The organism is Actinosynnema sp. NPDC091369 (genome assembly GCF_044757065.1).
In the GTDB taxonomy this organism is placed as follows: Bacteria; Actinomycetota; Actinomycetes; order Mycobacteriales; family Pseudonocardiaceae; genus Actinosynnema.
In genome coordinates, this window is sequence record NZ_JBIVUG010000001.1 from 187240 (window position 1) to 207742 (window position 20503).

Annotated in this window: 22 protein-coding genes; 11 read left to right on the forward strand and 11 right to left on the reverse strand. The window is 72.6% G+C overall.

The annotated features are described in order from the left end of the window. Nucleotides 1-149 precede the first annotated feature (149 nt). A complete protein-coding gene (locus tag ACIQMJ_RS00915) occupies nt 150-323 on the forward strand; it encodes a hypothetical protein (RefSeq protein WP_499758959.1) in 174 nt (57 codons plus the stop codon). Between the two features lie 86 nt (nt 324-409). Here the strand turns inward: ACIQMJ_RS00915 and ACIQMJ_RS00920 are convergent, their stop codons facing one another. Then, nucleotides 410-709, reverse strand: coding sequence for a YciI family protein (locus tag ACIQMJ_RS00920; protein ID WP_499758960.1), 300 nt, complete (start codon nt 707-709; stop codon nt 410-412). Nucleotides 710-902: 193 nt separating this feature from the next. On the opposite strand from ACIQMJ_RS00920, the gene trpS reads away from it, so the two are divergent. Then, a complete protein-coding gene (trpS, locus tag ACIQMJ_RS00925) occupies nt 903-1868 on the forward strand; it encodes a tryptophan--tRNA ligase (RefSeq protein ID WP_499758961.1) in 966 nt (321 codons plus the stop codon). 167 nt (nt 1869-2035) lie between these two features. On the opposite strand, the gene ACIQMJ_RS00930 is transcribed toward trpS, so the two are convergent. From ACIQMJ_RS00930 to ACIQMJ_RS00940, 3 genes are read right to left on the reverse strand one after another with little or no spacing between them, the layout of a single operon-like run. Then, on the reverse strand, nt 2036-2851 hold the full coding sequence (locus ACIQMJ_RS00930; protein ID WP_499758962.1) for a (deoxy)nucleoside triphosphate pyrophosphohydrolase: 816 nt from the start codon (nt 2849-2851) through the stop codon (nt 2036-2038). 43 nt (nt 2852-2894) lie between these two features. Beyond that, nucleotides 2895-4178, reverse strand: a complete 1284-nt coding sequence (locus ACIQMJ_RS00935) for a sensor histidine kinase (protein ID WP_499758963.1) — start codon at nt 4176-4178, stop codon at nt 2895-2897. Further along, a complete protein-coding gene (locus ACIQMJ_RS00940) occupies nt 4175-4909 on the reverse strand; it encodes a response regulator transcription factor (RefSeq protein WP_499758964.1) in 735 nt (244 codons plus the stop codon). Before ACIQMJ_RS00940 ends, ACIQMJ_RS00935 begins: the two co-directional genes overlap by 4 nt. 149 nt (nt 4910-5058) lie before the next feature. Between ACIQMJ_RS00940 and ACIQMJ_RS00945 the strand changes: the two genes are divergently transcribed. The 4 genes from ACIQMJ_RS00945 to ACIQMJ_RS00960 are packed head-to-tail and all read left to right on the forward strand — an operon-like array spanning nt 5059 to nt 8595. Then, nucleotides 5059-6204 carry a DUF2092 domain-containing protein gene (locus ACIQMJ_RS00945; RefSeq protein ID WP_499758965.1) on the forward strand — a complete coding sequence of 382 codons (1146 nt, stop codon included), beginning with the start codon at nt 5059-5061 and terminating at the stop codon, nt 6202-6204. Then, nucleotides 6201-7253, forward strand: a complete 1053-nt coding sequence (locus ACIQMJ_RS00950; protein WP_499758966.1) for an ABC transporter ATP-binding protein — start codon at nt 6201-6203, stop codon at nt 7251-7253. The genes ACIQMJ_RS00945 and ACIQMJ_RS00950 overlap by 4 nt, the downstream gene beginning before the upstream one ends. After that, nucleotides 7250-8083: an ABC transporter permease gene (locus ACIQMJ_RS00955; RefSeq protein ID WP_499758967.1), complete on the forward strand. Its 834-nt coding sequence runs from the start codon at nt 7250-7252 to the stop codon at nt 8081-8083. Before ACIQMJ_RS00950 ends, ACIQMJ_RS00955 begins: the two co-directional genes overlap by 4 nt. 14 nt (nt 8084-8097) lie before the next feature. After that, a complete protein-coding gene (locus ACIQMJ_RS00960; RefSeq protein ID WP_499758968.1) occupies nt 8098-8595 on the forward strand; it encodes a GNAT family N-acetyltransferase in 498 nt (165 codons plus the stop codon). Nucleotides 8596-8605: 10 nt separating this feature from the next. Here ACIQMJ_RS00960 and ACIQMJ_RS00965 read toward each other — a convergent pair whose 3' ends face one another. The 3 genes from ACIQMJ_RS00965 to ACIQMJ_RS00975 are packed head-to-tail and all read right to left on the reverse strand — an operon-like array spanning nt 8606 to nt 12197. Beyond that, on the reverse strand, nt 8606-9577 hold the full coding sequence (locus ACIQMJ_RS00965) for an ABC transporter ATP-binding protein (RefSeq protein WP_499758969.1): 972 nt from the start codon (nt 9575-9577) through the stop codon (nt 8606-8608). Then, entirely contained in the window at nt 9577-11124 is a 1548-nt protein-coding gene (locus tag ACIQMJ_RS00970) for an ABC transporter permease (RefSeq protein ID WP_499760222.1), read from the reverse strand. The genes ACIQMJ_RS00965 and ACIQMJ_RS00970 overlap by 1 nt, the downstream gene beginning before the upstream one ends. Nucleotides 11125-11165: 41 nt before the next feature. After that, nucleotides 11166-12197, reverse strand: a complete 1032-nt coding sequence (locus ACIQMJ_RS00975) for a thiamine ABC transporter substrate-binding protein (RefSeq protein ID WP_499758970.1) — start codon at nt 12195-12197, stop codon at nt 11166-11168. Between the two features lie 136 nt (nt 12198-12333). On the opposite strand from ACIQMJ_RS00975, the gene ACIQMJ_RS00980 reads away from it, so the two are divergent. Then, complete coding sequence (locus ACIQMJ_RS00980; protein WP_499758971.1) at nt 12334-12627, forward strand: 4a-hydroxytetrahydrobiopterin dehydratase; 294 nt, start codon at nt 12334-12336, stop codon at nt 12625-12627. Here ACIQMJ_RS00980 and ACIQMJ_RS00985 read toward each other — a convergent pair. Next, nucleotides 12583-13797, reverse strand: a complete 1215-nt coding sequence (locus tag ACIQMJ_RS00985; RefSeq protein ID WP_499758972.1) for a mannosyltransferase — start codon at nt 13795-13797, stop codon at nt 12583-12585. The two genes, ACIQMJ_RS00980 and ACIQMJ_RS00985, sit on opposite strands and share 45 nt — an antisense overlap. A 420-nt stretch (nt 13798-14217) precedes the next feature. Here ACIQMJ_RS00985 and ACIQMJ_RS00990 point away from each other — a divergent pair, with 420 nt between their 5' ends. Continuing rightward, nucleotides 14218-14787, forward strand: coding sequence for a Uma2 family endonuclease (locus ACIQMJ_RS00990; RefSeq protein ID WP_499758973.1), 570 nt, complete (start codon nt 14218-14220; stop codon nt 14785-14787). Nucleotides 14788-14882: 95 nt separating this feature from the next. Here ACIQMJ_RS00990 and ychF read toward each other — a convergent pair whose 3' ends face one another. After that, nucleotides 14883-15962, reverse strand: coding sequence for a redox-regulated ATPase YchF (ychF, locus tag ACIQMJ_RS00995; RefSeq protein WP_499758974.1), 1080 nt, complete (start codon nt 15960-15962; stop codon nt 14883-14885). An 80-nt stretch (nt 15963-16042) separates the two neighbouring features. On the opposite strand from ychF, the gene ACIQMJ_RS01000 reads away from it, so the two are divergent. From ACIQMJ_RS01000 to ACIQMJ_RS01010, 3 genes are all read left to right on the forward strand, one after another. Beyond that, complete coding sequence (locus ACIQMJ_RS01000; RefSeq protein ID WP_499758975.1) at nt 16043-17311, forward strand: bifunctional transcriptional activator/DNA repair enzyme AdaA; 1269 nt, start codon at nt 16043-16045, stop codon at nt 17309-17311. Next, nucleotides 17308-17805 (forward strand): methylated-DNA--[protein]-cysteine S-methyltransferase, encoded by a 498-nt coding sequence (locus ACIQMJ_RS01005; RefSeq protein ID WP_499758976.1) that lies wholly within the window; start codon nt 17308-17310, stop codon nt 17803-17805. The genes ACIQMJ_RS01000 and ACIQMJ_RS01005 overlap by 4 nt, the downstream gene beginning before the upstream one ends. 76 nt (nt 17806-17881) lie before the next feature. After that, nucleotides 17882-18727 (forward strand): hypothetical protein, encoded by an 846-nt coding sequence (locus ACIQMJ_RS01010; protein WP_499758977.1) that lies wholly within the window; start codon nt 17882-17884, stop codon nt 18725-18727. 5 nt (nt 18728-18732) lie between these two features. Here ACIQMJ_RS01010 and ACIQMJ_RS01015 read toward each other — a convergent pair whose 3' ends face one another. Together ACIQMJ_RS01015 and ACIQMJ_RS01020 are read right to left on the reverse strand one after the other, a co-directional pair. Continuing rightward, entirely contained in the window at nt 18733-19524 is a 792-nt protein-coding gene (locus ACIQMJ_RS01015) for a DUF6542 domain-containing protein (RefSeq protein ID WP_499758978.1), read from the reverse strand. 39 nt (nt 19525-19563) lie between these two features. Beyond that, nucleotides 19564-20502 (reverse strand): DNA recombination protein RmuC, encoded by a 939-nt coding sequence (locus ACIQMJ_RS01020; protein ID WP_499758979.1) that lies wholly within the window; start codon nt 20500-20502, stop codon nt 19564-19566. Between the last annotated feature and the right edge of the window lies 1 nt (nt 20503).

Genomic DNA, 20503 nt, shown 5'->3' on the forward strand with positions numbered 1-20503 from the left:
CTGTCTGTGCGAGGGAAGCCAGGCGCCGGACGTGGATCGCGCGCAGCCTGAGTACAGCTTACCGGGCGGAGTGCCTTTACCACACACGGACGGCAGGTGAGGTCAGCCTCACCTACTCTGAGGACACCCGGATGAGTGGAGCACGCCGCGTGGGCAAGGTCAAGGTGAAGAAGAAGTGCTGCCGTTCGACACCGAGGTGCAAGAGCTGTCCAGTGGTCGTGATGCTCAAGATCCGCGAGAAAGCGGCGAAGAAGGCGGCGAAAGCGGCGAAGCAGGAGCGCAAGAAGGAGAAGAAGAAAGGCAAGAAGAAGACGGCGGCGTGACGCGCGGTGCAACGCCGGCGCGTTACTCGTGACGCGGGGTAACCACCGCCCGGCGGGTGCCGGGTGGACGGGTGCCGTTCCGGCGGCTAACCCATCACCGCTTCGTTCACCCTGGCGAGCTCGGGCGCGGTCCGGGTGGCCTGGAACTCCACCACCTGGTACTTCGCCAGCTTGCGAATCGCGAACGGGTCGGTGGCCAGCAGCGCGTCCAGCTTCCCGCGCACCATCGGCCGCGCGATGATCACGCCGCCCACCCGCGGCACTTGGCGGCCCGAGGCCAGGAAGTGCCCGGCCTCGTACTGCTTCTTCAGCCACTCCACGTGGTCCGGGAGCGCGTAGTCGACCTCGTCCAGGGGTGCGGTGTACTCCAGCAGCACGACGTACATAGAAGAAATGTAGACCCGTGACACACCGGGGTCACACGCTAGAATCGCGGCTATGCGCACTCTTTACCCGTTCTGGTGGTCCGCCTTCCGGCGGCCCTGAGAACTGCGCGTCAGACGAACGCAGGCCGCCCGCTGGGGCGGCCTTCGTGCTTTCGGGGGTCCGGTCGAGCGGGCACACCCCGAAGGGATCACCATGATCAGGCTGTCCGCGATCACCCCGTCCGGCCCCGTCCAGCTGGGCAACTACCTCGGCGCCATCCGGCGGTGGGCCGCCGAGGGCACCGAGGAGGACGTCTACTTCATCAGCGACCTGCACGCGATGACGACGTCGCACAACCCGTCACGGCTGCGGTCGTTGACGCGGGAGCAGTTGGCGGTGCTCATCGCCGCCGGCGTGGACCCGCGTTCGGTGGCCGTGCAGTCCGACCTGGTCCGCGAGCTGGGCGCGTTGACGTGGGTGCTGGAGTGCACCTGCACGTACGGCGAGGCGGCCCGGATGATCCAGTTCAAGGAGAAGTCCGCGGGCCGGTCGTCGGTGCGGTTGAGCCTGCTCACGTACCCGGTGCTGATGGCGGCCGACATCCTGCTCCAGGGGGCGCACGAGGTGCCGGTCGGTGACGACCAGCGGCAGCACGTGGAGCTGGCGCGGGTGCTGGCGCGGCGGTTCAACGGCACCTACGGCGAGGTGTTCGTGATGCCGCGGTCCGTGGTGCCGCCGACCGCGGCGCGGGTGCGCGACCTGGCGGACCCGTCGCGGAAGATGGCGAAGACGGCGAAGGACGCGGCGGGCACGGTGTTCGTGCTCGACCCGCCGGACCTGGTGCGGCGCAAGATCCGGCGTGCGGTGACCGACGACCTGGGCGAGGTGCGCTACGCGCCGGCGGAGCAGCCGGGGGTGGCGAACCTGCTGGAGATCCTGGCGGCGTGCACGCGCAAGGACCCGGAGGAGCTGGCCGGCTCGGTGGCGGACTACTCCGAGTTGAAGGAGGTCACGGCGGACGCGGTGATCGAGGAGCTGCGTCCCGTGCGCGAGGTGACCCAGGGCCTGCTGGACGACCCGGCCGAACTGGACCGCGCCCGCGCCCACGGCGCCGAACGCTCCCGCGCCCGCTGCACCCACCGCCTGGACGCCGCCCTCCGCATGTCCGGCCTGGCCTGACCCGAGAGTCCTACGTTCGCGTCGCGAGAGTCCTACGTTCAAGTACCCCGAGTTGAACGCTCGGAACTAACGCCGTTCGGCATGAGCGTTCAACTCGGGCGTTCTGAACGTAGGACTCTCGCGTTCTGAACGTAGGACTCTCGCGTTCTGAACGTAGGACTCTCGGGTTAGGGGAGGTGGGGGAGGAGGGCGGGGAGGAGGACGCGGTCGGCAGGGAGCCAGTCGACGGTGGTCAGGGTGGTGGAGGTCAGCCAGCGGACGGCGCGGTGTTCGACGGGAGTCGGGGTGCCGGAGGTCAGGGTGGCGGTGTAGGCGCGGAGGAGGAGGTCGGAGCGGAGGGGGATGTCCGGGCCGATCTGGTCACCCGGCGTCACGGTGATGGACAGTTCCTCGGCGCACTCGCGGATCACGGCGTCGTGGTCCGTTTCGTCCGGTTCGACGCGACCGCCGGGCAGTTCCCACTTGCCCGCGGCCTCGGGCGGGTAGCTGCGCTGCTGAGCCAGGAGCCGGCCGTCGTCGAAGATCGCGGCACCTACTACTACGCGCGCGCTCAACAGCTCCACGCTCCGAGCGGACACGGCAGCGGCACGGGCCTGGAGCACCTTGAGAGCCAGACCACGGCCCACCAGGACGTCCGCCAGGCGACCGAACGGGCCGCCGGGGCTGGACCACTCCACCGAGTCGACCACCATCGTGCCGCCACCGGTGTGCAGCAGGTCCGTGACCAGCGTGAACCTCGGCAACGGCCCACCGACCAGCTCCGCCGACACGCCCGTGGTGTCCGCCCGCGTCACGACCAGGGTCCCGTTCACCGGCCCCACCGACCCGGCCAGCGAAGCGCCCTCGAACAGCACCGGCGCGCCACCCGTGATCCGCACACCCAGCCCGCGCACGGCCCGCGCCAGCAGCCGGGCGTCCAGCAGCGCGGCGGCGACGGTCCGCACGGGGGCGTCGACCAGGGTGGTGTTCCTCAGCTCGGGCACGGTCGCCCATCCTGTCAGCCCACCGGGTCAGCGGAACGCCCACTCACCGGTAGAGCGGCCAGCGCACTTCCAGCCGCGCGCCGCCCTCGGGCGACTCCCCCGCCCGGATCGTCCCCCGACGCCGCCGCACGAGGTGCGCCACCAGCGCGAGCCCGAGCCCGAACCCGCCGGTCGCCCGCCCCCGGTCGGACTCGACCCGGTAGAAGCGGTCGAACACCTTCTCCCGGTGCTCCTCGGGGATGCCGTGCCCGTCGTCGTCCACCAGCAACCGCACCTCCCGCGCCGCCGGCAGCACCGAGATCCGGATGAACGTCCGCGCGTACCGGGCCGCGTTGCGCAGCAGGTTGTCCAGCACCAGCTCCACCTCGGTGCGCGCGGCGGAGATCAGGCACGCCGACATGGGCGCGGCCAGCTGCACGAGCAGCTCCGTCTCCCCCAGCCGGTCCACCGCGGCCTGCGCCTGGAGCACCAGGTCGACGGGCTCGGCGCGGGGCAGCTCCCCGGTGTCCGCGCGAGCCAGGATCAGCAACGCGTCCACCAGCGCGGACAGCCGCTCGGACTCCTCCACCACCGACTCCAGCACCTCGATGGAGAAGTCCGGGTCGGGGTGCGCGACCGCCACCTCGGCCTGCGCCCGCACGGACGTCACGGGCGACCGCAGCTCGTGCGCCGCGTCACCGGTGAACCGGCGCAGCCGTTCGGTGGCCTCGTCACGCCGGGCGAGCAGCGCGTTCAACGCCTCCGCAAGCGCTTGCAGCTCGTCGCGCGCAGCCGGCACGGGCAGGCGCTGGCCGCGCGGCAGCTCCGCCGCGGCCACCCGCATCCGCTCCACGGGCCGCAACGACGACCGCACCGCCAGCCACGTCGCGATCCCCACCAGGCCCGCGACCAGCACCGCGGCCACCGCCAGCCACCGCGTGCCGAGCTGGTTGGCCTCGCGGTAGCCGACCAGCGTGTCGCCGGCGACGTGCAGCTCCGGCGTGCCGTCGGCGGTGAACACGACCCGGCCGATCCACCGGTGCGCGCTGGGGCCGTCGATCCGCAGCACGGGGTCGCCCGCCTTGAGCACGCGGATCTCCGCCGCGGTCAGGTCGGGTCGCGGCCCGCCGTCCAGCGGGTTGCCCGCGGTGTCGAGCACGCGCACCCGCTCTGCCTTCGCCAGCTCCCGGTCCACCGCGCTGACCTGCACGTACCCGATGAGCTGCGGGGCCAGGAGGGTGAACGCGAGCAGGCACAGCAGCGCCACGCCGGTCGCCACCACGGTGATCCGGAACCGCAGCGTCCGCCGCAGCCACCACCGGCGCGGCCACCACCGGCGCAGGTTCACCTGCGCCTGGTCCCCGCCGAGGCTCCCGCCGCGCCCAGCGCCGCGTCGAGGTCGGGCGTGGACGCCAGGTAGCCGTGGCCGCGCACGGTCCGCACCACCTCGCCCGCGCCCATCGCGTCGAGCTTGCGCCGCAGGTAGCCGACGTACACCTCGACCGCGTTGCGGGTGGCTGCCTGCTCGTCGCCCCACACGGTGCGCAGCAGCTCGTCCTTGGTGACCACGGACCCCGCCCGGCTGGCCAGCACGTCGAGCACGGCGTACTCGCGCGGCGACAGCGACACCGGCTCGCCCGCCCAGCTCACCTCGCGCACGGCCCGGTCCACGACCAGCTCGCCGAGCTTGAGGCGCCGCCGCGCCAGGTCGGCGGAGTTGCGCCGCAGCAACGCCCGCACCTGCGCGACCAGCACCACGAACGAGAACGGTTTCACCAGGTAGCCGTCGGCGCCGAGGTCGAGGCCGTCGGCCTGGTCCACCTCGCCGTCCTTGGCCGACACCATCAGCACGGGGGTGCGCACGCCCTCGGCGCGCATCCGCTGCAACACCCGGTACCCGGACAGGCCGGGCAGCATGATGTCCAGCAGCACCACGTCGAACGCGCCGGTCAACGCCACCCGCAGGGCGTTGGGGCCATCGGCGGCCGTCACCACCTCCATGCCCTCCGCGGACAGGCCGCGTTCCAACGCGCGTCGCACGCCGATCTCGTCGTCCACAACCAGCACCCGTGGTCTCACGTCCCCAGCATGCCCCGTGAGGAGGACAATCGGCGCGGGAGTCTCAGTGCGCTCTCAGCGTCCGGACCGCTCTCAGCCCGATCTCAGGGCGTGCGGAGGAGTGTCCGGGTTGTCGGGTCGCAAGGGGCTGCCCGGTGGAGGAGGGACACATGAACCGGAGAAGGGTGACTGTCGTGGCGGCGGCGGTCGGCGTGGTCGCCGGCGCGACCGGGCTGGGGCTGCTCGCGATGCCCGCCGGCGCCGGACCCGCACCGGTGCTGCCGGACGTGAGCGCCGAGGCGTTGGTCGAGTCCGTGCTCAACGCGAAGCCGGCCGCGTTCGGCGGCACCGTGGACGTGGACAACGACCTGGGCATCCCGGCCGTCGCCGGCGTGCCGCAGCTGTCGGACGGCGCCAGCAACCTGCGGATCTGGACCGACGGCCAGGGCAAGGTGCGGGTGCAGCTGCCCGGCGGCGACTCCGAGCGCACGTTCGTCGACGACGGGCAGACCGCGTGGCTGTGGGACTCGGCCGAGCAGACCGTGACCAAGCTGCCGCACGGCTCGTTCGAGCAGGCGCACCCGGACCTGAGCGGTGAGCCGAAGGCCGCGCCGACGGACCCGGTGACGCTGTCGCGGCAGGTCGTGGCGGCGATCCAGGAGTACAGCGACGTCACCGTCGACGGCACCGCGCGGGTGGCGAACCGGCCGGTGTACGAGCTGGTGCTGACGCCGAAGCCGACCGAGAAGACGGTGCTGCGCGAGGTGCGCGTCGCGGTCGACTCGGAGCTGCGGGTGCCGCTGCGGGTGGCCGTGCTGACCAACGGCACGGACGCGCCCGCCGCGCAGGTCGGGTTCTCCGAGCTGACCGTCGGCCCGCAGGACGCGTCGCTGTTCGCGTTCACCCCGCCCGCCGGGGCGAAGGTGACCGAGCCCGAGGTCGACGAGCCGTCGGCGCAGGACAAGGCGGCGGCCGAGAAGGCGTTCACCGAGGCGAACCCGCAGGTCATCGGCGAGGGCTGGGACGTCGTGCTGGCCGCGCGCGTGCCGCAGGACGCCCTGGCGGGCCTCGCGGAGGCGCAGCAGCAGCGCCGGCCGGGTCAGCGCGAGGGCCGGTGGCAGGACCGCGGCCAGGGTGAGGACGTCGACGTGCAGGGCCTGATCAAGCAGCTGGGCAAGCAGGTCAGCGGCTCGTGGGGCTCGGGCACGCTCATCACCACCCGGGTCGGTGGCGTGCTGATCACCGACGACGGCCGGGTGGCCGCGGGCGCGGTGCCGGAGCAGGTGCTCGTGGACGCGATCGGCCAGGTCAAGTGACCTCCTCGACCAGCGCGCGGGTGGAGTCGGTGTCCCCTTCCGGGACGACCGGCTCCACCCCGGTCCTCGCGGCCCGGACGCGGGGACTGCGCAAGGTGTACGGGCGCACGGTCGCGGTGGACCGGGTGGACCTCGACGTGCCGCGCGGGGCGGTGCTCGGGATGCTCGGTCCGAACGGGTCGGGCAAGACCACCACGATCCGCATGCTGCTCGGGCTCGTGCGGCCGACCGAGGGGGAGGTCGAGCTGCTGGGGAAGGCGCTGCCCGACGGCGTCGCGCAGGCGTTGCCGCACGTGGGCGCGCTGGTCGAGGGTCCGGGGTTCCACCCGTTCCTGTCGGGGCGGGAGAACCTGCGGCGGGCGGCGGCGTTCGAGCCGCTGCTCGCCACGGGTGACATCAAGCAGGCCGTGGAGGACGCGCTGGAGCGGGTCGGCCTGGCCTCCGCCGCGCACCGGCGCTACCGGGGGTACTCGCTGGGCATGAAGCAGCGGCTGGGGCTGGCCTCGGCGCTGCTGGTCAAGCGGAAGCTGATCGTGCTGGACGAGCCGACCAACGGGCTGGACCCGGCGGGCACGCGCGAGGTGCGCAAGGTGATCGCCGACCTGCACGGGGCGGGCAGCACGGTCGTGGTGTCGTCGCACCTGCTCAGCGAGATCGAGGCGACGTGCACGCACGTGGCCGTGCTGCACCGGGGGACGGTGGTGGCGCAGGGCGAGCTGGCCGAGCTGCTGCACGCGGACAGCAGCTCGCTGCTGGTCGTGACGCCGGACGTGGACGACGCGCTGAACGCGCTGCGCGCGGGCCGGATCTCGGCGCGGCCGATCTCCGCCGGCGGGGCCGGTGACGAGACGACCCAGGGCGTGCGCATCGAGCTCATCGGCACGACCGCGCCCGTGGTGGTGGAGACGCTGGTGCGGGCGGGGGTCGCGGTGCACGAGGCGCGCCGCCACCGCACCGGGCTGGAGGACCTGTTCGCGCGGCTCACCGAGGCCGAGGAGTCCGAGCACAACCTGTCCGCGGTGGACACGATCGAGGAGGGGGCGCGATGAGCGCGCTGGTCGCCACGCGCGCTCCGCTGGGCAGGCAACTGCGCTCGGAGCTGCGCTGGATCCTGCGCCGGCCGCGGACGGTGATCGGGCTGGCGTCGCTGTGCCTGGTGCCGGTCCTGGCCGGGATCGGGCTGTGGTTCGCCGCCGACGGCGACGGTGCCGCCGGACCCGGGCTGGCCGCGATCATCGAGGGCAACGGCCTGGTGCTGCCGGTGTTCACCCTGTTCCTGGCCCTGCCGCTGCTGCTGCCGCTGGTCGGGGCGATCTGGGCGGCGGACGGGCTGGCGGGCGAGGCGCAGCACGGGACGTTGCGCGGGTTGATGCTCTCGCCGGTGGGCCGGATCAGGCTGCTGGGCATCAAGGCGTTCGGCGTGGCCACGATGACGCTGGTCGCGGTGACGCTGATCGCGGTCGTCGGCGTGATCACCGGCGTGGTGCTGTTCGGCGGCGAGGGGATGCTGACGCTGTCGGGGTCCACGCTGTCGTTCGGGTCGGCGCTGGGGCGGATCGCGCTGACGATCCTGCTGGTCACCGTGCAGGTGTGGGGTGTGGCGGCGATCGCGATGGCGATCTCGGCGTGCACCGAGCACCCGCTGGTGGTGATGGCGGCGACGATGGCCGGCGTCATCGTGTTCGCCGTGCTGGGCGTGTTCAGCGCGTTGGACTGGCTGCACCCGTACCTCATCACGTCCGCGTGGGACGGGCTGGTCGACGTGATGCGCGATCCGCTGCCGACCGAGCAGCTGTGGCGCAGCACGGCGTTGGCCGGGTGCTACGTGCTGATCGGGATGTCGCTGGCGGCAATGCGCTTGGCCACCAAGGACAGCTAGCCGAGAATCGGGCCGTGGTCGAGACGCGCCGGTTGGTGTTGCAGGAGATCGTTCCGTCCGATGTGGACGACGTGGCTCGGTTGCTGGCCGAGCCGCGGGTGATGCGGTACGTCGAGGACGGCAGGCCGCTGTCGCGCGACGAGGTGGAGCGGGTCGTCCTGCCGAAGGTGACCGGCGGCGGGTGGTGGGCGGCGCGGCTGAAGGGGTCGGGGGCGTTCATCGGCTGGTTCGAGCTGAGCCCGGCGGGTGGGGGTGCGGCCGAGCTGGGGTACCGGCTGCACCCCGACCACTGGGGGCGCGGGTATGCGACGGAGGGCGCGTCGGCGCTGGTCGAGCACGCGCGGGCGGTCGGGGTGACGCGGGTCGTGGCGTACGCGATGGCGGTGAACGCGGGGTCGCGGCGGGTGCTGGAGAAGGTCGGGCTGCGGTACGTGCGGACGTTCCACGAGGAGTGGCCCGAGTACATCGAGGGCGCGGAGCACGGGGACGTGGAGTACGCCCTCGACCTGTGAGCGGACGCGGTCAGCCGATGACCGCGATGCCGTCGTGGTCGACGGCCAGGGTGACGTGGTCGCCGGGCGAGGGGGGCTCGGCGACCGGGGCCACGGCCTCGAAGTCGTCACCGTCCAGCCGCACGAGCAGCCGCACGTGGTCACGGCGGTGGACGCGGGTCAGCACCTCCGCCCCGATCGACCCGGCCGGGTCGACCCGCAGCGCGGTGGCGCGGAGGCCGACCTGGGCGCGGACGCCCACGAGGCGGTCGGCGGCGTCGGGGGTGAGGATGCGGTTGCAGCCCAGGAAGCGGGCGGTGGGCACGTCGGCCGGGTGTCGCCAGACCCCGGACGGTTCGCCGACCTGCACGACGCGGCCCGACCGCATCACCGCCACCCGGTCGGCGAGGGTGAACGCCTCGTCGTGGTCGTGGGTCACGACCAGCGCGGTGGCGCCCGCCTCGCGCAGCAGGCGGGCCAGGTCCAAAGCCAGCTGCTCCCGCAGCGCCCGGTCCAGGGCGGAGAGCGGTTCGTCGAGCAGGAGCAGCCTGGGGCGGGGTGCGAGGGCTCGGGCCAGGGCGACCCGTTGCTGTTCGCCGCCCGACAGCTCGGTCACGCGGCGGTCGGCGTAGCCGGAGAGGCCGACCAGCTCCAGCAGTTCGGCCACGCGGCGGTCCCGCGCCCGGCGGTCCACCCGGCGCATCCGCAGGCCGAACGCGACGTTGCCGGCCACGTCCCGGTGCGGGAAGAGCTGGCCGTCCTGGAACACGAGGCCGAAGCCGCGCCGGTGCACGGGTGTCCCGGCGAGGTCCGCGCCGTCCCACGACACGGTGCCGGAGGTGGGGCGCTCCAGCCCGGCCACGGTGCGCAGCAACGTCGACTTGCCGCACCCGGACGGCCCGAGCAGCGCCACCACCTCGCCGTCCGCGATCGACAGGTCCACATCGGACACAGCGGCGACCGGTCCGTAGTGGACGGTCAGGTCGGTGAGGCGCAACGACATCAGAACTCCCCGCCGCTCGGCACGCGCAACCGCTCGATCACCAGCACGGCCACCGTGGTCACCACCATCAGCAGCGCGCACGCCGCGTAGGCCATCTGGCTGTTCAACTCCCCCGGCCGCGACATCAGCCGCGCGATCACCACCGGCAGCGTCGGCGCGTCCGGCCGGGCCAGGAAGCTCGTCGCGCCGAACTCGCCCAGCGCCACCACGAACCCGAACCCGGCCGCCGCGAGCAACGACCGCGCCGCCAGCGGCAGGTCCACCTCGCGCCACACCCGCCACGGGCTCGCGCCCAACGTCGCCGCCGCCTGCCGCAGCCGCTCGTCCACGGCGCGCAGCACCGGCAGCACGACCCGCACGATCAACGGCGTCACGACCAGCGCCTGCGCCAGCGGCACCAGCAGCGGCGACGTCCGGAAGTCACCCGGCAGGGCGTCCATCGTGATCAGGTAGCCGAAGCCGACCGTCACGGCGGACACGCCCAGCGGCAGCATCAGCGCCGTGTCGAGGGTCTCGGCGAACCACGTCCCGTGCCGCCGCAGCCCCACCAGCACGACCGCCGAGGTGACGCCGACGAGCAGCGCCACCAGGGTCGCGTCGGTGGCCGCGCGCACGGAGTTCAGCGCGGCGTCCAGGCCGGAGACCGCCAGCGTGCCGCGCTCCCCCGTGCCCGCCAACGCCGCGTACCCGGCGAAGCTCCAGCCGTCGTCGGTGGCCAGCGACCGCGTCACCAGAGCCACGACCGGCGTGAGCAGCGCCGCCACCACCAGCCACGCCGCCACGACCACGCCCCACTCGCCGCCGGTGGGCCGCCGGGCCGGCTCGATCCGCAGCGGCAGGGCCCGCTCGCGCCTGCGGCGCGCCGCACCGCCGACCGCCAGCACCGCGATCACGGCGACGAACTGCACCAACGACAACGCCGCCGCGCCCGACAGGTCGAACAGCTCCACCGTGCGCAGGTAGATCTCGGTCTCCACCGTGCGGTGCCGCGCGCCGCCGAGCACCAGGACCGCGCCGAAGCTCGTGGCGCAGAACAGGAACACCACCGACGCCGCCGACCCGATCGCGGGCGCCAGCGACGGCAGCACGACCGAGGTGAACGCGCGGACGCGGGACGCCCCCAGTGCCCGCGCCGCGTCCTCCGCCCGCCGGTCGACCCGCGCCCACAGCCCGCCGACCGTGCGGGCGACGACGGCGACGTTGAAGAACGCGTTGGCCAGCACGATCGGCAGCACACCGCCGTCGGGCCACAGCGCCCGGAACGCCAACCCCACCACCACGGTCGGCAGCACGAACGGCACCATCACCGCCGCCCGCACCAGGCCCGTGCCGCGGACCCGGCAGCGGGCCAGCAGGAACGCCACCGGCATGCCGGTGACCAGCGCCAGCACCGTCGCCGCGGCGGCTTGGCCGAGGGTGAACGCGACCAGGTCCCAGGTGTCGGCGCGGGCCAGGACCGGCAGCACACCGCCCTCGCCCACGCCGAGCGCGACGATCGCCACCACCGGCCACGCGAAGAACACCCCCAGGAACACCAGGGGCAGCAGGGCGGCCAGCGACCAGCCCAGGCGTGGGCTCAGGGCCGGCCTCAGCCCTGCACCACCGCGCGCCACTGCTGCACCCACCGCTCGCGGTTCGCGTCGACCTCGGCGGCGGGCAGCGACCGGGAGTCGGCGGGCAGCGGCGCGGCCTTCGTCCACGCCTCGGGCAGCGTGACGCCCTCGCGGGACGGGTAGACGTACATCTGCCCCGGCACGTCGGCCTGCACCTGCTCGCCGAGCAGGAAGTCCACGACCTTCTTGGCGTCCTCGGGGTTCTTCGCGCCGTTCAGCACGCCCGCGTACTCCACCTGGCGGTAGCACGTGTCCGGCAGCGCCTTGGTGCGCGGCGTGCCGTCGTCCCCGATCTCCGCCGACGGGGACGACGCGTAGGACACCACGATCGGCCGCGGCCCCTTGCCGCTGGAACCGGAGAAGTCCTGCGTGTAAGCCTCCTCCCAGCCGCTGACGACCTTCACGCCGTTGGCCTTGAGCTGACCCCAGTAGTTCTGCCAGTTGTCCTCGCCGAACACGGCGATCGTGCCGAGCAGGAACGCCAGGCCCGGCGAGGACGTCGCCGGGTCCTCCACCACGAGCATGTCCCGGTACTTGGGGTCGGCCAGGTCGGCGTGCTGCTTCGGCTCGCCGATGTCCTTGAAGGCGGCGACGTCGATGTTCAGGCACACGTCGCCGACGTCCACGGCGTGCAGCCGGTTCGGCGGGTCGAGCTGGTAGCGCTGCGCGCCCTTCTGCGCCTCGGGGCTCGCGTACTCGGCGAACACGTCCTCCTTCAGCGCGCGCGAGGCGAACGTGGAGTCGACGCCGAACACGGCGTCACCGATCGGGGCGTCCTTGGTCAGCACCAGCTTGTTCGTCAGCTCGCCCGCGCTGCCGCCGGCCAGGGGCTTGATCGTGATGCCGGTGTCGGCCTTGAACTTCTCCAGCAGCTCGGGGCTGAGCGCGAACGAGTCGTGCGTCACCAGCGTGACGACCCGCTCCCCCGGCGGCGCGTCGGACGTGGTGACCGAGCAGGCGGTGAGCAGCGCGAACGCGCTCACGACGGGCAGCACTCGACGGAGCATCATCTCTCCCTACACCGGCATGACCCGGATCAGGTTGTACGGTCGAAGGCTCGCGCGCCTTCCTCTCAGCCCGGCGCAGCACCGGACTCCCGTGGCGAACGGGCAGCTTACCGCGCGCGGTGGCACGATCGGGGCCATGGCCGAGCTGCTGACCGACGACCAGGTGACCGCCGCGCTGACCTCGCTGCCGTCGTGGCGGGCCCAGGACGCCGCGCTGGTGCGCACGGTGGAGCTGGAGAGCTTCGCCCAGGCGCTCCAGGTGGTGAACCGGGTGGCGGAGATCGCCGAGAACGACAACCACCACCCCGACATCGACATCCGCTGGCGGACGCTCACGTTCCGGTGCGCCACGCACTCCAGCGGCGGGATCACCGCGCTGGACGTGTCACTCGCGGAGGAGATCGACGGGGTGCTCGACGTCTTCCTCTGACCGCCGCGACACCCGCGCGCGCAGCACGAGGGCGATCGTGACGAGCGTGAGCACGCCCACCGCCGGGTACACCCAGCCCAGCGCCGAGTAGTACCAGGGGCGCGGGATGATCCAGATCGACGGCTGGACCTTGAGCAGGAACGAGATCAGGTAGCTGCCGATCGCCACCAGCCACGCGACCGCGGTGACCGCCGCCAGCCGGTGCCGGGCCGAGTGCAGCAGCCACATCAGCGCGGGCACCGCCCACACCCAGTGGTGGCTCCACGAGATCGGCGAGACCAGCAGGCCGAGGAACTGCACCGACACGATCATCGCCAGCGTGTCCCGCGCCTTCACCGAGGCGTGCAGCGCGAACCCGGTGAGCACGGCCGCGACCGCCACGGCGGCCAGGAAGAGCGGCCCCGTGCCGATGTCGTAGCCGACCGTGCGGGACAGCGCGCCGCGCAGCGACTGGTTGATCGCCGAGCCGACCGGGCCGACCCGCGAGGCGTCACCCAGCAGGTGGAACCAGTACTGGTTCGACAGGCTCGGCGAGATCGCGTACGCCACCGCGACCGTGCCGAAGAACGCGGCGATCGACCACGCGGCGGCCTTGTAGCGGCGCACGACCAGGAAGTAGAGGCCGGAGATCGCGGGCGTGAGCTTCAACCCGGCCGCGATCCCGACGCCCGCGCCCTGCTTCCAGTTCCGCGCGCTGACCATCGTGCCGAGCAGGAGGGCGGCCAGGACCAGGTTGATCTGCCCGTAGTTCAGGGTGGTGCGGACCGGCTCGACCCACACGAACAGGCCGGTCCACAGCATCGCGCGGCGCGGGTCGTTGCTGCCGACGAGCTGGAGCGACTTGCGCGTGACGAACCACAGGCAGGCCAGGCAGGCGAGCTGCCAGACCCAGCGGGCCACGCCCCACGGCACCCACGACAGCGGCACGAAGACCAGCGCGGAGAACGGCGGGTAGGTGAAGGGCAGGGCGAACTGGTCGGAGAACTCCTTGAGCCGCCAGTCGTAGAGGAAGCCGGTGAACAGCTCCGGGGAGGCGTTCCGGTAGACCATCAGGTCGACCATGGTCATCTTCGTCTGGAACGCCACCATCGCCAGGTGCCCGAGCAGGGACAGGCCCAGCACCCACGGCGCGATGGCGAGCACGCGCTGCTCGAGTGTGCGCAGTCCCACTGCCCCTACCTCCACGATCGTGTGAATTACACGACTGTCGGGCCACGAAACCGGGTACCCGGACGTCAAGACGAGTGGGAGATCAACGCAAGGGGATAAATCGCATGACCACCGACATCGTCGTTTTCACCGTCTCCGCCCTGGGCATGCTGGCCACCGCGGGGGGCGTCTTCGCCCTGGCCCGCCACAGCCGCAACCAGGTGCGCTGACGCCTTCAGCACAGTACATCGGGGCGGTGCGTCCAACGCACCGCCCCGATGTCCGTTCCGGGACCAGTGGTCCACGACGGCCCGCCCCCACGCCTTCGTGCGACTACCCGGCCACCGGCACCCCGACTGGCGTTCTTGATCGACGCCCAGGTGGACGAGTCGATCACCCGTGATTGCTGCCCGAGTCACCGAACCGCATTACGGTGAGGACATGGCCGACTTGCCTGACTGGATGCGCCCACCGCGCGAGGAAGGCTGGTTCGCGGAGGACCTGGACCGACTGCCCGAGGCGCCCCGGCACACCGAACTGATCGACGGAGCGCTCGTTTTCATGATGGCCCCACAACGGTCGTGGCACGCCCGCGTCATCACCAGGTTGACCGTCGCGCTGGAGGATTACGCGCCCGACGGCTTCGAGGTCGATCGGGAGATGACGATCCGGCTGGATGCCCGCAACCGCCCGGAGGCCGACGTCCTCGTGTCCTCCGCTTCCTTCGACCCGGACCGGACCTGGTTCGAGCCTGACGACGTGCTGCTGGTGGTCGAAGTCGTCTCTCCCGAGTCGCCCTTCCGGGACCGCACGGTGAAGCTGCGCAAGTACGCGGCGGCCGGCATCAAGCACTGCTGGCTGGTCGAGGACGAGGCCGTCGGCCCGGTCGTCCACGTCTACGAGCTGGACGAGCCGACCAAGACCTACGTCGCCACCAACGTCTTCCGCGACTCGCTGCACGTCACCGTGCCGTTCGAGATCGACGTCGACCTGGCCAAGCTCATGCCCTGACGCGCTCGTGCCCTGAGGCCGAGGTCTCCGTCGTCCGGGTGGCACTCCGGGAACGGGCCGCGTCTACACCGGGCTTCTCCCGAAGTGCCCGCCGGTCAGACGTTGAAGCGGAACTCCACCACGTCGCCGTCGGCCATCACGTAGTCCTTGCCCTCCATGCGGACCTTGCCGGCGGCCTTGGCGGCGGCCATGGAGCCGGCTTCGACCAGGTCCGCGAACGAGACGACCTCGGCCTTGATGAAGCCGCGCTCGAAGTCCGTGTGGATCACGCCGGCCGCCTGCGGGGCGGTCGCGCCCTGCGGGATGGTCCAGGCCCGGGACTCCTTCGGGCCGGCGGTCAGGTAGGTCTGGAGGCCGAGGGTGTGGAAGCCGGCGCGCGCGAGGGCGTGCAGGCCCGGCTCGTGCTGGCCGATCGACTCCAGCAGCTCGCGGGCGGACTCCTCGTCCAGCTCCAGCAGCTCCGCCTCGACCTTGGCGTCCAGGAACACCGCGTCCGCGGGCGCCACCATCTCGCGCAGCTCCTTGAGCTTCGCCTCGTCGGTGAGCACGCCCTCGTCGGCGTTGAACACGTACAGGAACGGCTTCGAGGTCAGCAGGCTCAGCTCGCGCAGCAGCTCGCCGTCCACTTCGGACTGCGCGGCGAACAGCGTCCGCCCGCCGTCGAGGACCTCGCGCGCCTTCTGCGCCGCTTCCAGCGCGGGACGGCGGTCCTTCTGCGTGCGGGCTTCCTTCTCCAACCTCGGGATCGCCTTCTCCAGCGTCTGGAGGTCGGCCAGGATCAGCTCGGTGTTGATCGTCTCGATGTCGGCGGCCGGGTCGACGCGACCGTCGACGTGCACCACGTCGGAGTCGTCGAACACCCGGATGACCTGGCAGATCGCGTTGGCCTCGCGGATGTTGGCGAGGAACTTGTTGCCCAGTCCCGCGCCTTCGGACGCGCCCTTCACGATGCCCGCGATGTCGACGAACGACACCACCGCCGGCACCTCGCGCTCGGAGCCGAAGATCTCCGCCAGCTTGCCGAGGCGGGCGTCCGGCAGCGGCACCACGCCGACGTTCGGCTCGATGGTCGCGAACGGGTAGTTCGCCGCCAGCACGTCGTTGCGCGTGAGGGCGTTGAACAGGGTGGACTTGCCGACGTTGGGCAGGCCGACGATACCGAGGGTCAAACTCACGGTGGGTGAGTCTACGCGCTCCCAACGCCGTGTCCGATTCCCGCGAGCCCAACCCTCCCGCCGCTGGCAGAGTGGGGTGCATGCTCCTCGACGACGAACGCGCCTACCGGGCCGTCGCCGCCCGCGACGCCCGCTTCGACGGGTGCTTCATCCTCGCGGTGCGCACGACCCGGATCTACTGCCGACCGTCCTGCCCCGCCGTGACGCCGAAGCGCCGCAACGCCGAGTTCTACCCGACGGCGGCGGCCGCCCAGTCCGCCGGCTACCGGGCGTGCCGGCGGTGCCTGCCCGACGCCGTGCCGGGCTCGCCGGAGTGGAACCTGCGGGCCGACCTGGCCGCCCGCGCCATGCGCCTGATCTCCGACGGCGTGGTGGAGCGCGAGGGCGTGCCGGGGCTCGCGGCACGCCTGGGCTACTCCGAACGCCACCTGACCCGCGTGCTGACCGCGGAACTGGGCGCCGGGCCGCTGGCGCTGGCGCGGGCGCACCGCGCGCATTCCGCGAGGTTGCTGATCGAAACGACCGACCTGTCGTTCGCGGACATCGCGTTCGCGGCCGGTTTCGCCAGCGTGCGGCAGTTCAACGACACGATCCGGGCGGTGTTCGCCAGCACGCCGTCGGCGATGCGCTCGACCCGGGCCGCGACCGGCACCGCGGGCCGCATCACGCTGCGCCTGCCGTACCGGCCGCCGTTCGACGCGGCGGGCCTGCTGGCCTACTTCCACGCCCACGCGATCCCGGGCGTGGAGCACGTGGCGGACGGCGCCTACGCGCGGTCGCTGCGGCTGCCGCACGGGCAGGCGACCGTGCGGCTGGAACCGGCGGACGGGCACGTGTCGTGCTCGCTGCGGATGACCGACCTGCGCGACCTGGGCAGCGCGGTGAGCCGGGTGCGGCGGCTGCTCGACCTCGACGCGGACCCGGTGGCGGTGGACGACTTCCTGTCCGCCGACCCGGCGTTGCGCCCGTCGGTCCTGGCCCGGCCGGGCGTGCGGCTGCCGGGCAGCGTCGACGGCGCGGAAACCCTGCTCCGGGCCCTGGGCCACGACGGGCGGGGCGAGGCGTTGGAGCATCCGGACGGGCCGGTGACGCACCTGTACCCGGCGCCCTCGGCGATCGACTCGCCGGTGGCGCGGGCGTTGGCCGACGGCACGTTGCGGGTCGACGTCGGCCGTGACGCGGACGAGCTGCACGCCGAGCTGTCGGCGTTCCCCGGCGTCGGCCCGCAGGTCGCCTCGTACGTCGTGATGCGCGTGCTCGGCGCCCCTGACATCCCATTGACCAGCGACAACATCGCGTGGCGCCCCTGGCGCTCGTACGCCGCGATGCACTTGAGGAGGACAGCGTGAGCACCGGCCACGTGTCGACCGTCGACACCCCGATCAGCCCTTTCACCGCCGTCGTCGCCACGGACGGCGCCGTCCTGGCCAGCGGCTGGACCGCGGACGTGGACGACCTGCTGCCGCAGGTCTCGCCGTCGCTGCGGCCGACGACCCTCGCCCACCGCCGTGACCTGGGCGCGGTGACCAGGGCCGTGCGCGCCTACCACGCCGGTGACGTGGAGGCGATCGTCGACATCCCGGTGCGGCAGCGCGGCGGCGAGTTCATGCAGCGGGCCTGGGACGCGCTGCGCACCGTCCCGGCGGGCAAGCCGGTCAGCTACGCCGACCACGCCCTGCTGGCGGGCCGGCCGTCGGCGGTCCGAGCCGCGGCCACGGCGTGCGCCCGCAACGCGGCGACCCTGTTCGTGCCGTGCCACCGGGTGGTCCGCACGGGCGGCGCGATCGGCAACTTCCGCTGGGGCGCGGACGTGAAGCGGTGGCTGCTCGCCCACGAGGGCTGAGGCGTAACGATCCACCTCTGTTCGACGCCGTACACCCCGACGCCCACGAGGGTGAGGTGTCGAACGGAGGTGCGCGGTGGGGAAGAGCAGGAAGCCGAGGGCGGCTCGCCGGGCCGAGCGTGCCGCAGCCGAGCGTGCGGTGGCCGAGCGGACCACAGCCGAGCGGACCGCGGCCGAGCCCGGTGACCGGGAGTTACCCGCGGTGGAGCCGGGCGCCGACCGCGTCGGTGCGATGTCACTCGTGCTGACGGCGTTACCAGTCCTGGTCGCGATGTTCAGGATCCTGAGCATGGCCCACTGGGACTACACGCTCGTGCCGGTGGTGCTGAAGTCCGCGGACTTCGGCGCGGTGGCGGTCAGCGCGCTGTTCGCGTCACTGCACGTCGTGGCGATGGTCGGCATGGGCCTGGCGGTCATCGGCGCGAGAAAGGGCCTGGTGAAGGCCAGGTCGGCGCTCTTCGCGATCATGGCCATCACGGCGCTGAGCACCTTCCTGGTGCCGGCGGCGTTCGCCGTGCTGATCATCGCAACGTCGTTCATGGCCGTGCCGCTGTTGCGGAACGCCCACCCGGTGAGCCGCCCGTGGAAGATCGGCTACGCCGTTCTGGCGCTGATCTACAGCTTCTCCATCGTCAGCCACCTGAGCGCCGACGGCCCGTACTGGCTGCCCGCGGAGGTCATCGAGACCACCGACGGCCGCAAGCTCGTCGCCCACGTGGTCGAGTCCGGTGATCACGACCTGACCGCCATCCCGGTCACCCGGGAAGAACCCCTGATCATCAGGCAGGACCGGATCACCTCGCGGACCCTGTGCCGCAACCGGCCGTCGGGGCTCGTCGGCCAGGCCGCGCGGCTCCCGATCGCCGTCCTGGTGTTCGACCGCGGACGACCCGACTCCATGCCCTCGTGCGTGGTCGAGTAGGCGGGTCAGTCCTCGTCGCGAGGACGGGGGCGGCGCGGGGGGCGCCCGCCTTCGCGGGGCGGGGCGGGGCGGCGGGGGCGGTCCGGGGAGCCCGACGGCGGGCGGGGGCGCTTGGGCCGGTCCTCGTCGGCCGGCGAGGCCGGACGGCGGCGGTCGGCGGGCGCGTCGGCGCGGCGCTCGGCCGGGGCGTCGCGGTCCGGCCGGGGGCGCTTCTTGGGGCGGTCCTCCGGCTGCGGCTTCTCGGCGCGGTCGGCGGGCCGGTCGGCGCGGCGCGGCTTGTCCGGCTTGCGCCTGGCCTCGCGCTTCTCGTCCTTGGTCAGCCGGTTCGGGTCCTTCTGCGTCGTCACCCGGACGATGCCGATGATCACCGTGCAGGCGGTCGTGATCGCCATGGCCGGGAAGCCGTCGATCAGCGGCTTGCCCAGCGTCAACCCGATCGACGCCAGGCCGCCGCTGCTGGGCATGCCCTGCGTCATCACGACCAGGATCGGCACCACGATCGCCAGCACCAGCGGCGGCTGGACGACCGGGCCGAACATCGAGCGCCGCTCGACGAACACGACCGCGCCGACGCAGCCCACGAAGAACGTGACGGCGAACACCCAGCCCACGGTCTGCGCGGCCGAGCTGACGTCGACGAACGTGCCGACGATGGCCACCACGAACGCGATGAGCACCGCCGCCCACCAGGGCAGACCCCGGAAGCTGCCGAACATGGCGCGGTCGTTCCAGCGGACGGCGGTGAACTCGTCGTCCTCCGGCTCGCTGCGCGAGTCGTCACGCGTTGCAGCGGTCACGCACACGCTCCTAGTTCGGCTCGGTCCCGGCACACTCTATTACGCCTCCCGGGCGTCCAAGGGTGCACCGATGCCGGCCTCGTCCGTCCGCCGCACCAGCGGCAGGGGCGTGACGTCGGACGACGCGTTGCTCAACGGCTCCACCGCCGCCCGGAAACCCTCCAACGCGTCCAGCTCCCGCCGCCGCGCCGACAGGAACCGCTGGAGGTGCGTGCTGGACAGGTTCACCGCGTCGATGGCGGAGTCCGCGGCCCGGTGCGCGCGCGACGCGGCGGCCCTGACCTGCTCCACGTCGTCGGCCAGCGCGCGGTCGGTCACCGCGAACATCGCCGCCGACGCGATCACCGCGAACCCGGTCGGCCCGCACAGGAAGACGCGCCGGTCGAGCAGCCACCGCAGCAGCTCCGGGTCGGTGTCCAGGGCCGCGACCACCGCCCCGTCGTTGGGCACGAACATGATCGTCCCGTAGATCGCGTCGGCCCACCGCTGGTAGCCCTTGCCCGCCAGCTCCGCGGCCCGCGCCCGGATGTTGCGGACGTGCACCCGCAGCGCGTCCACGCGCTCGGCCGCGTCGTCGGTCTCCACCGCCTCCGCCCACGTCGCCATGCTCATCTTCGCGTCGACCGGCACCCGCCGGCCGCCGCCGACGTTGAGCACCAGGTCGGGCCGCACCGCGCCGCCGCCCGCCACGTCCACCTGCAGGTCGAAGTGGATGCCCTCGCGCAGGCCGAGCACCCGCGCCGTCTCCACCAGCACCTTCTCGCCGAGCTCGCCGCGACCGCTGACCGAGGAGAACGCCACCTCGTAGCGCTGCAACGCCGCCCACTGCGCGTCGCCGCGTTCCCGCTCGGTCTGCACCGCGGCCAGCGCGGCGTCGGTGCGCCGCACGCTGTCCTGGTAGAGCCGCCACAGGAACACCAGCGCGCCCGCGAGCAGGAGCGCCACGACCACCGCCGCCGTGCTGAGGACCGCTGTCATG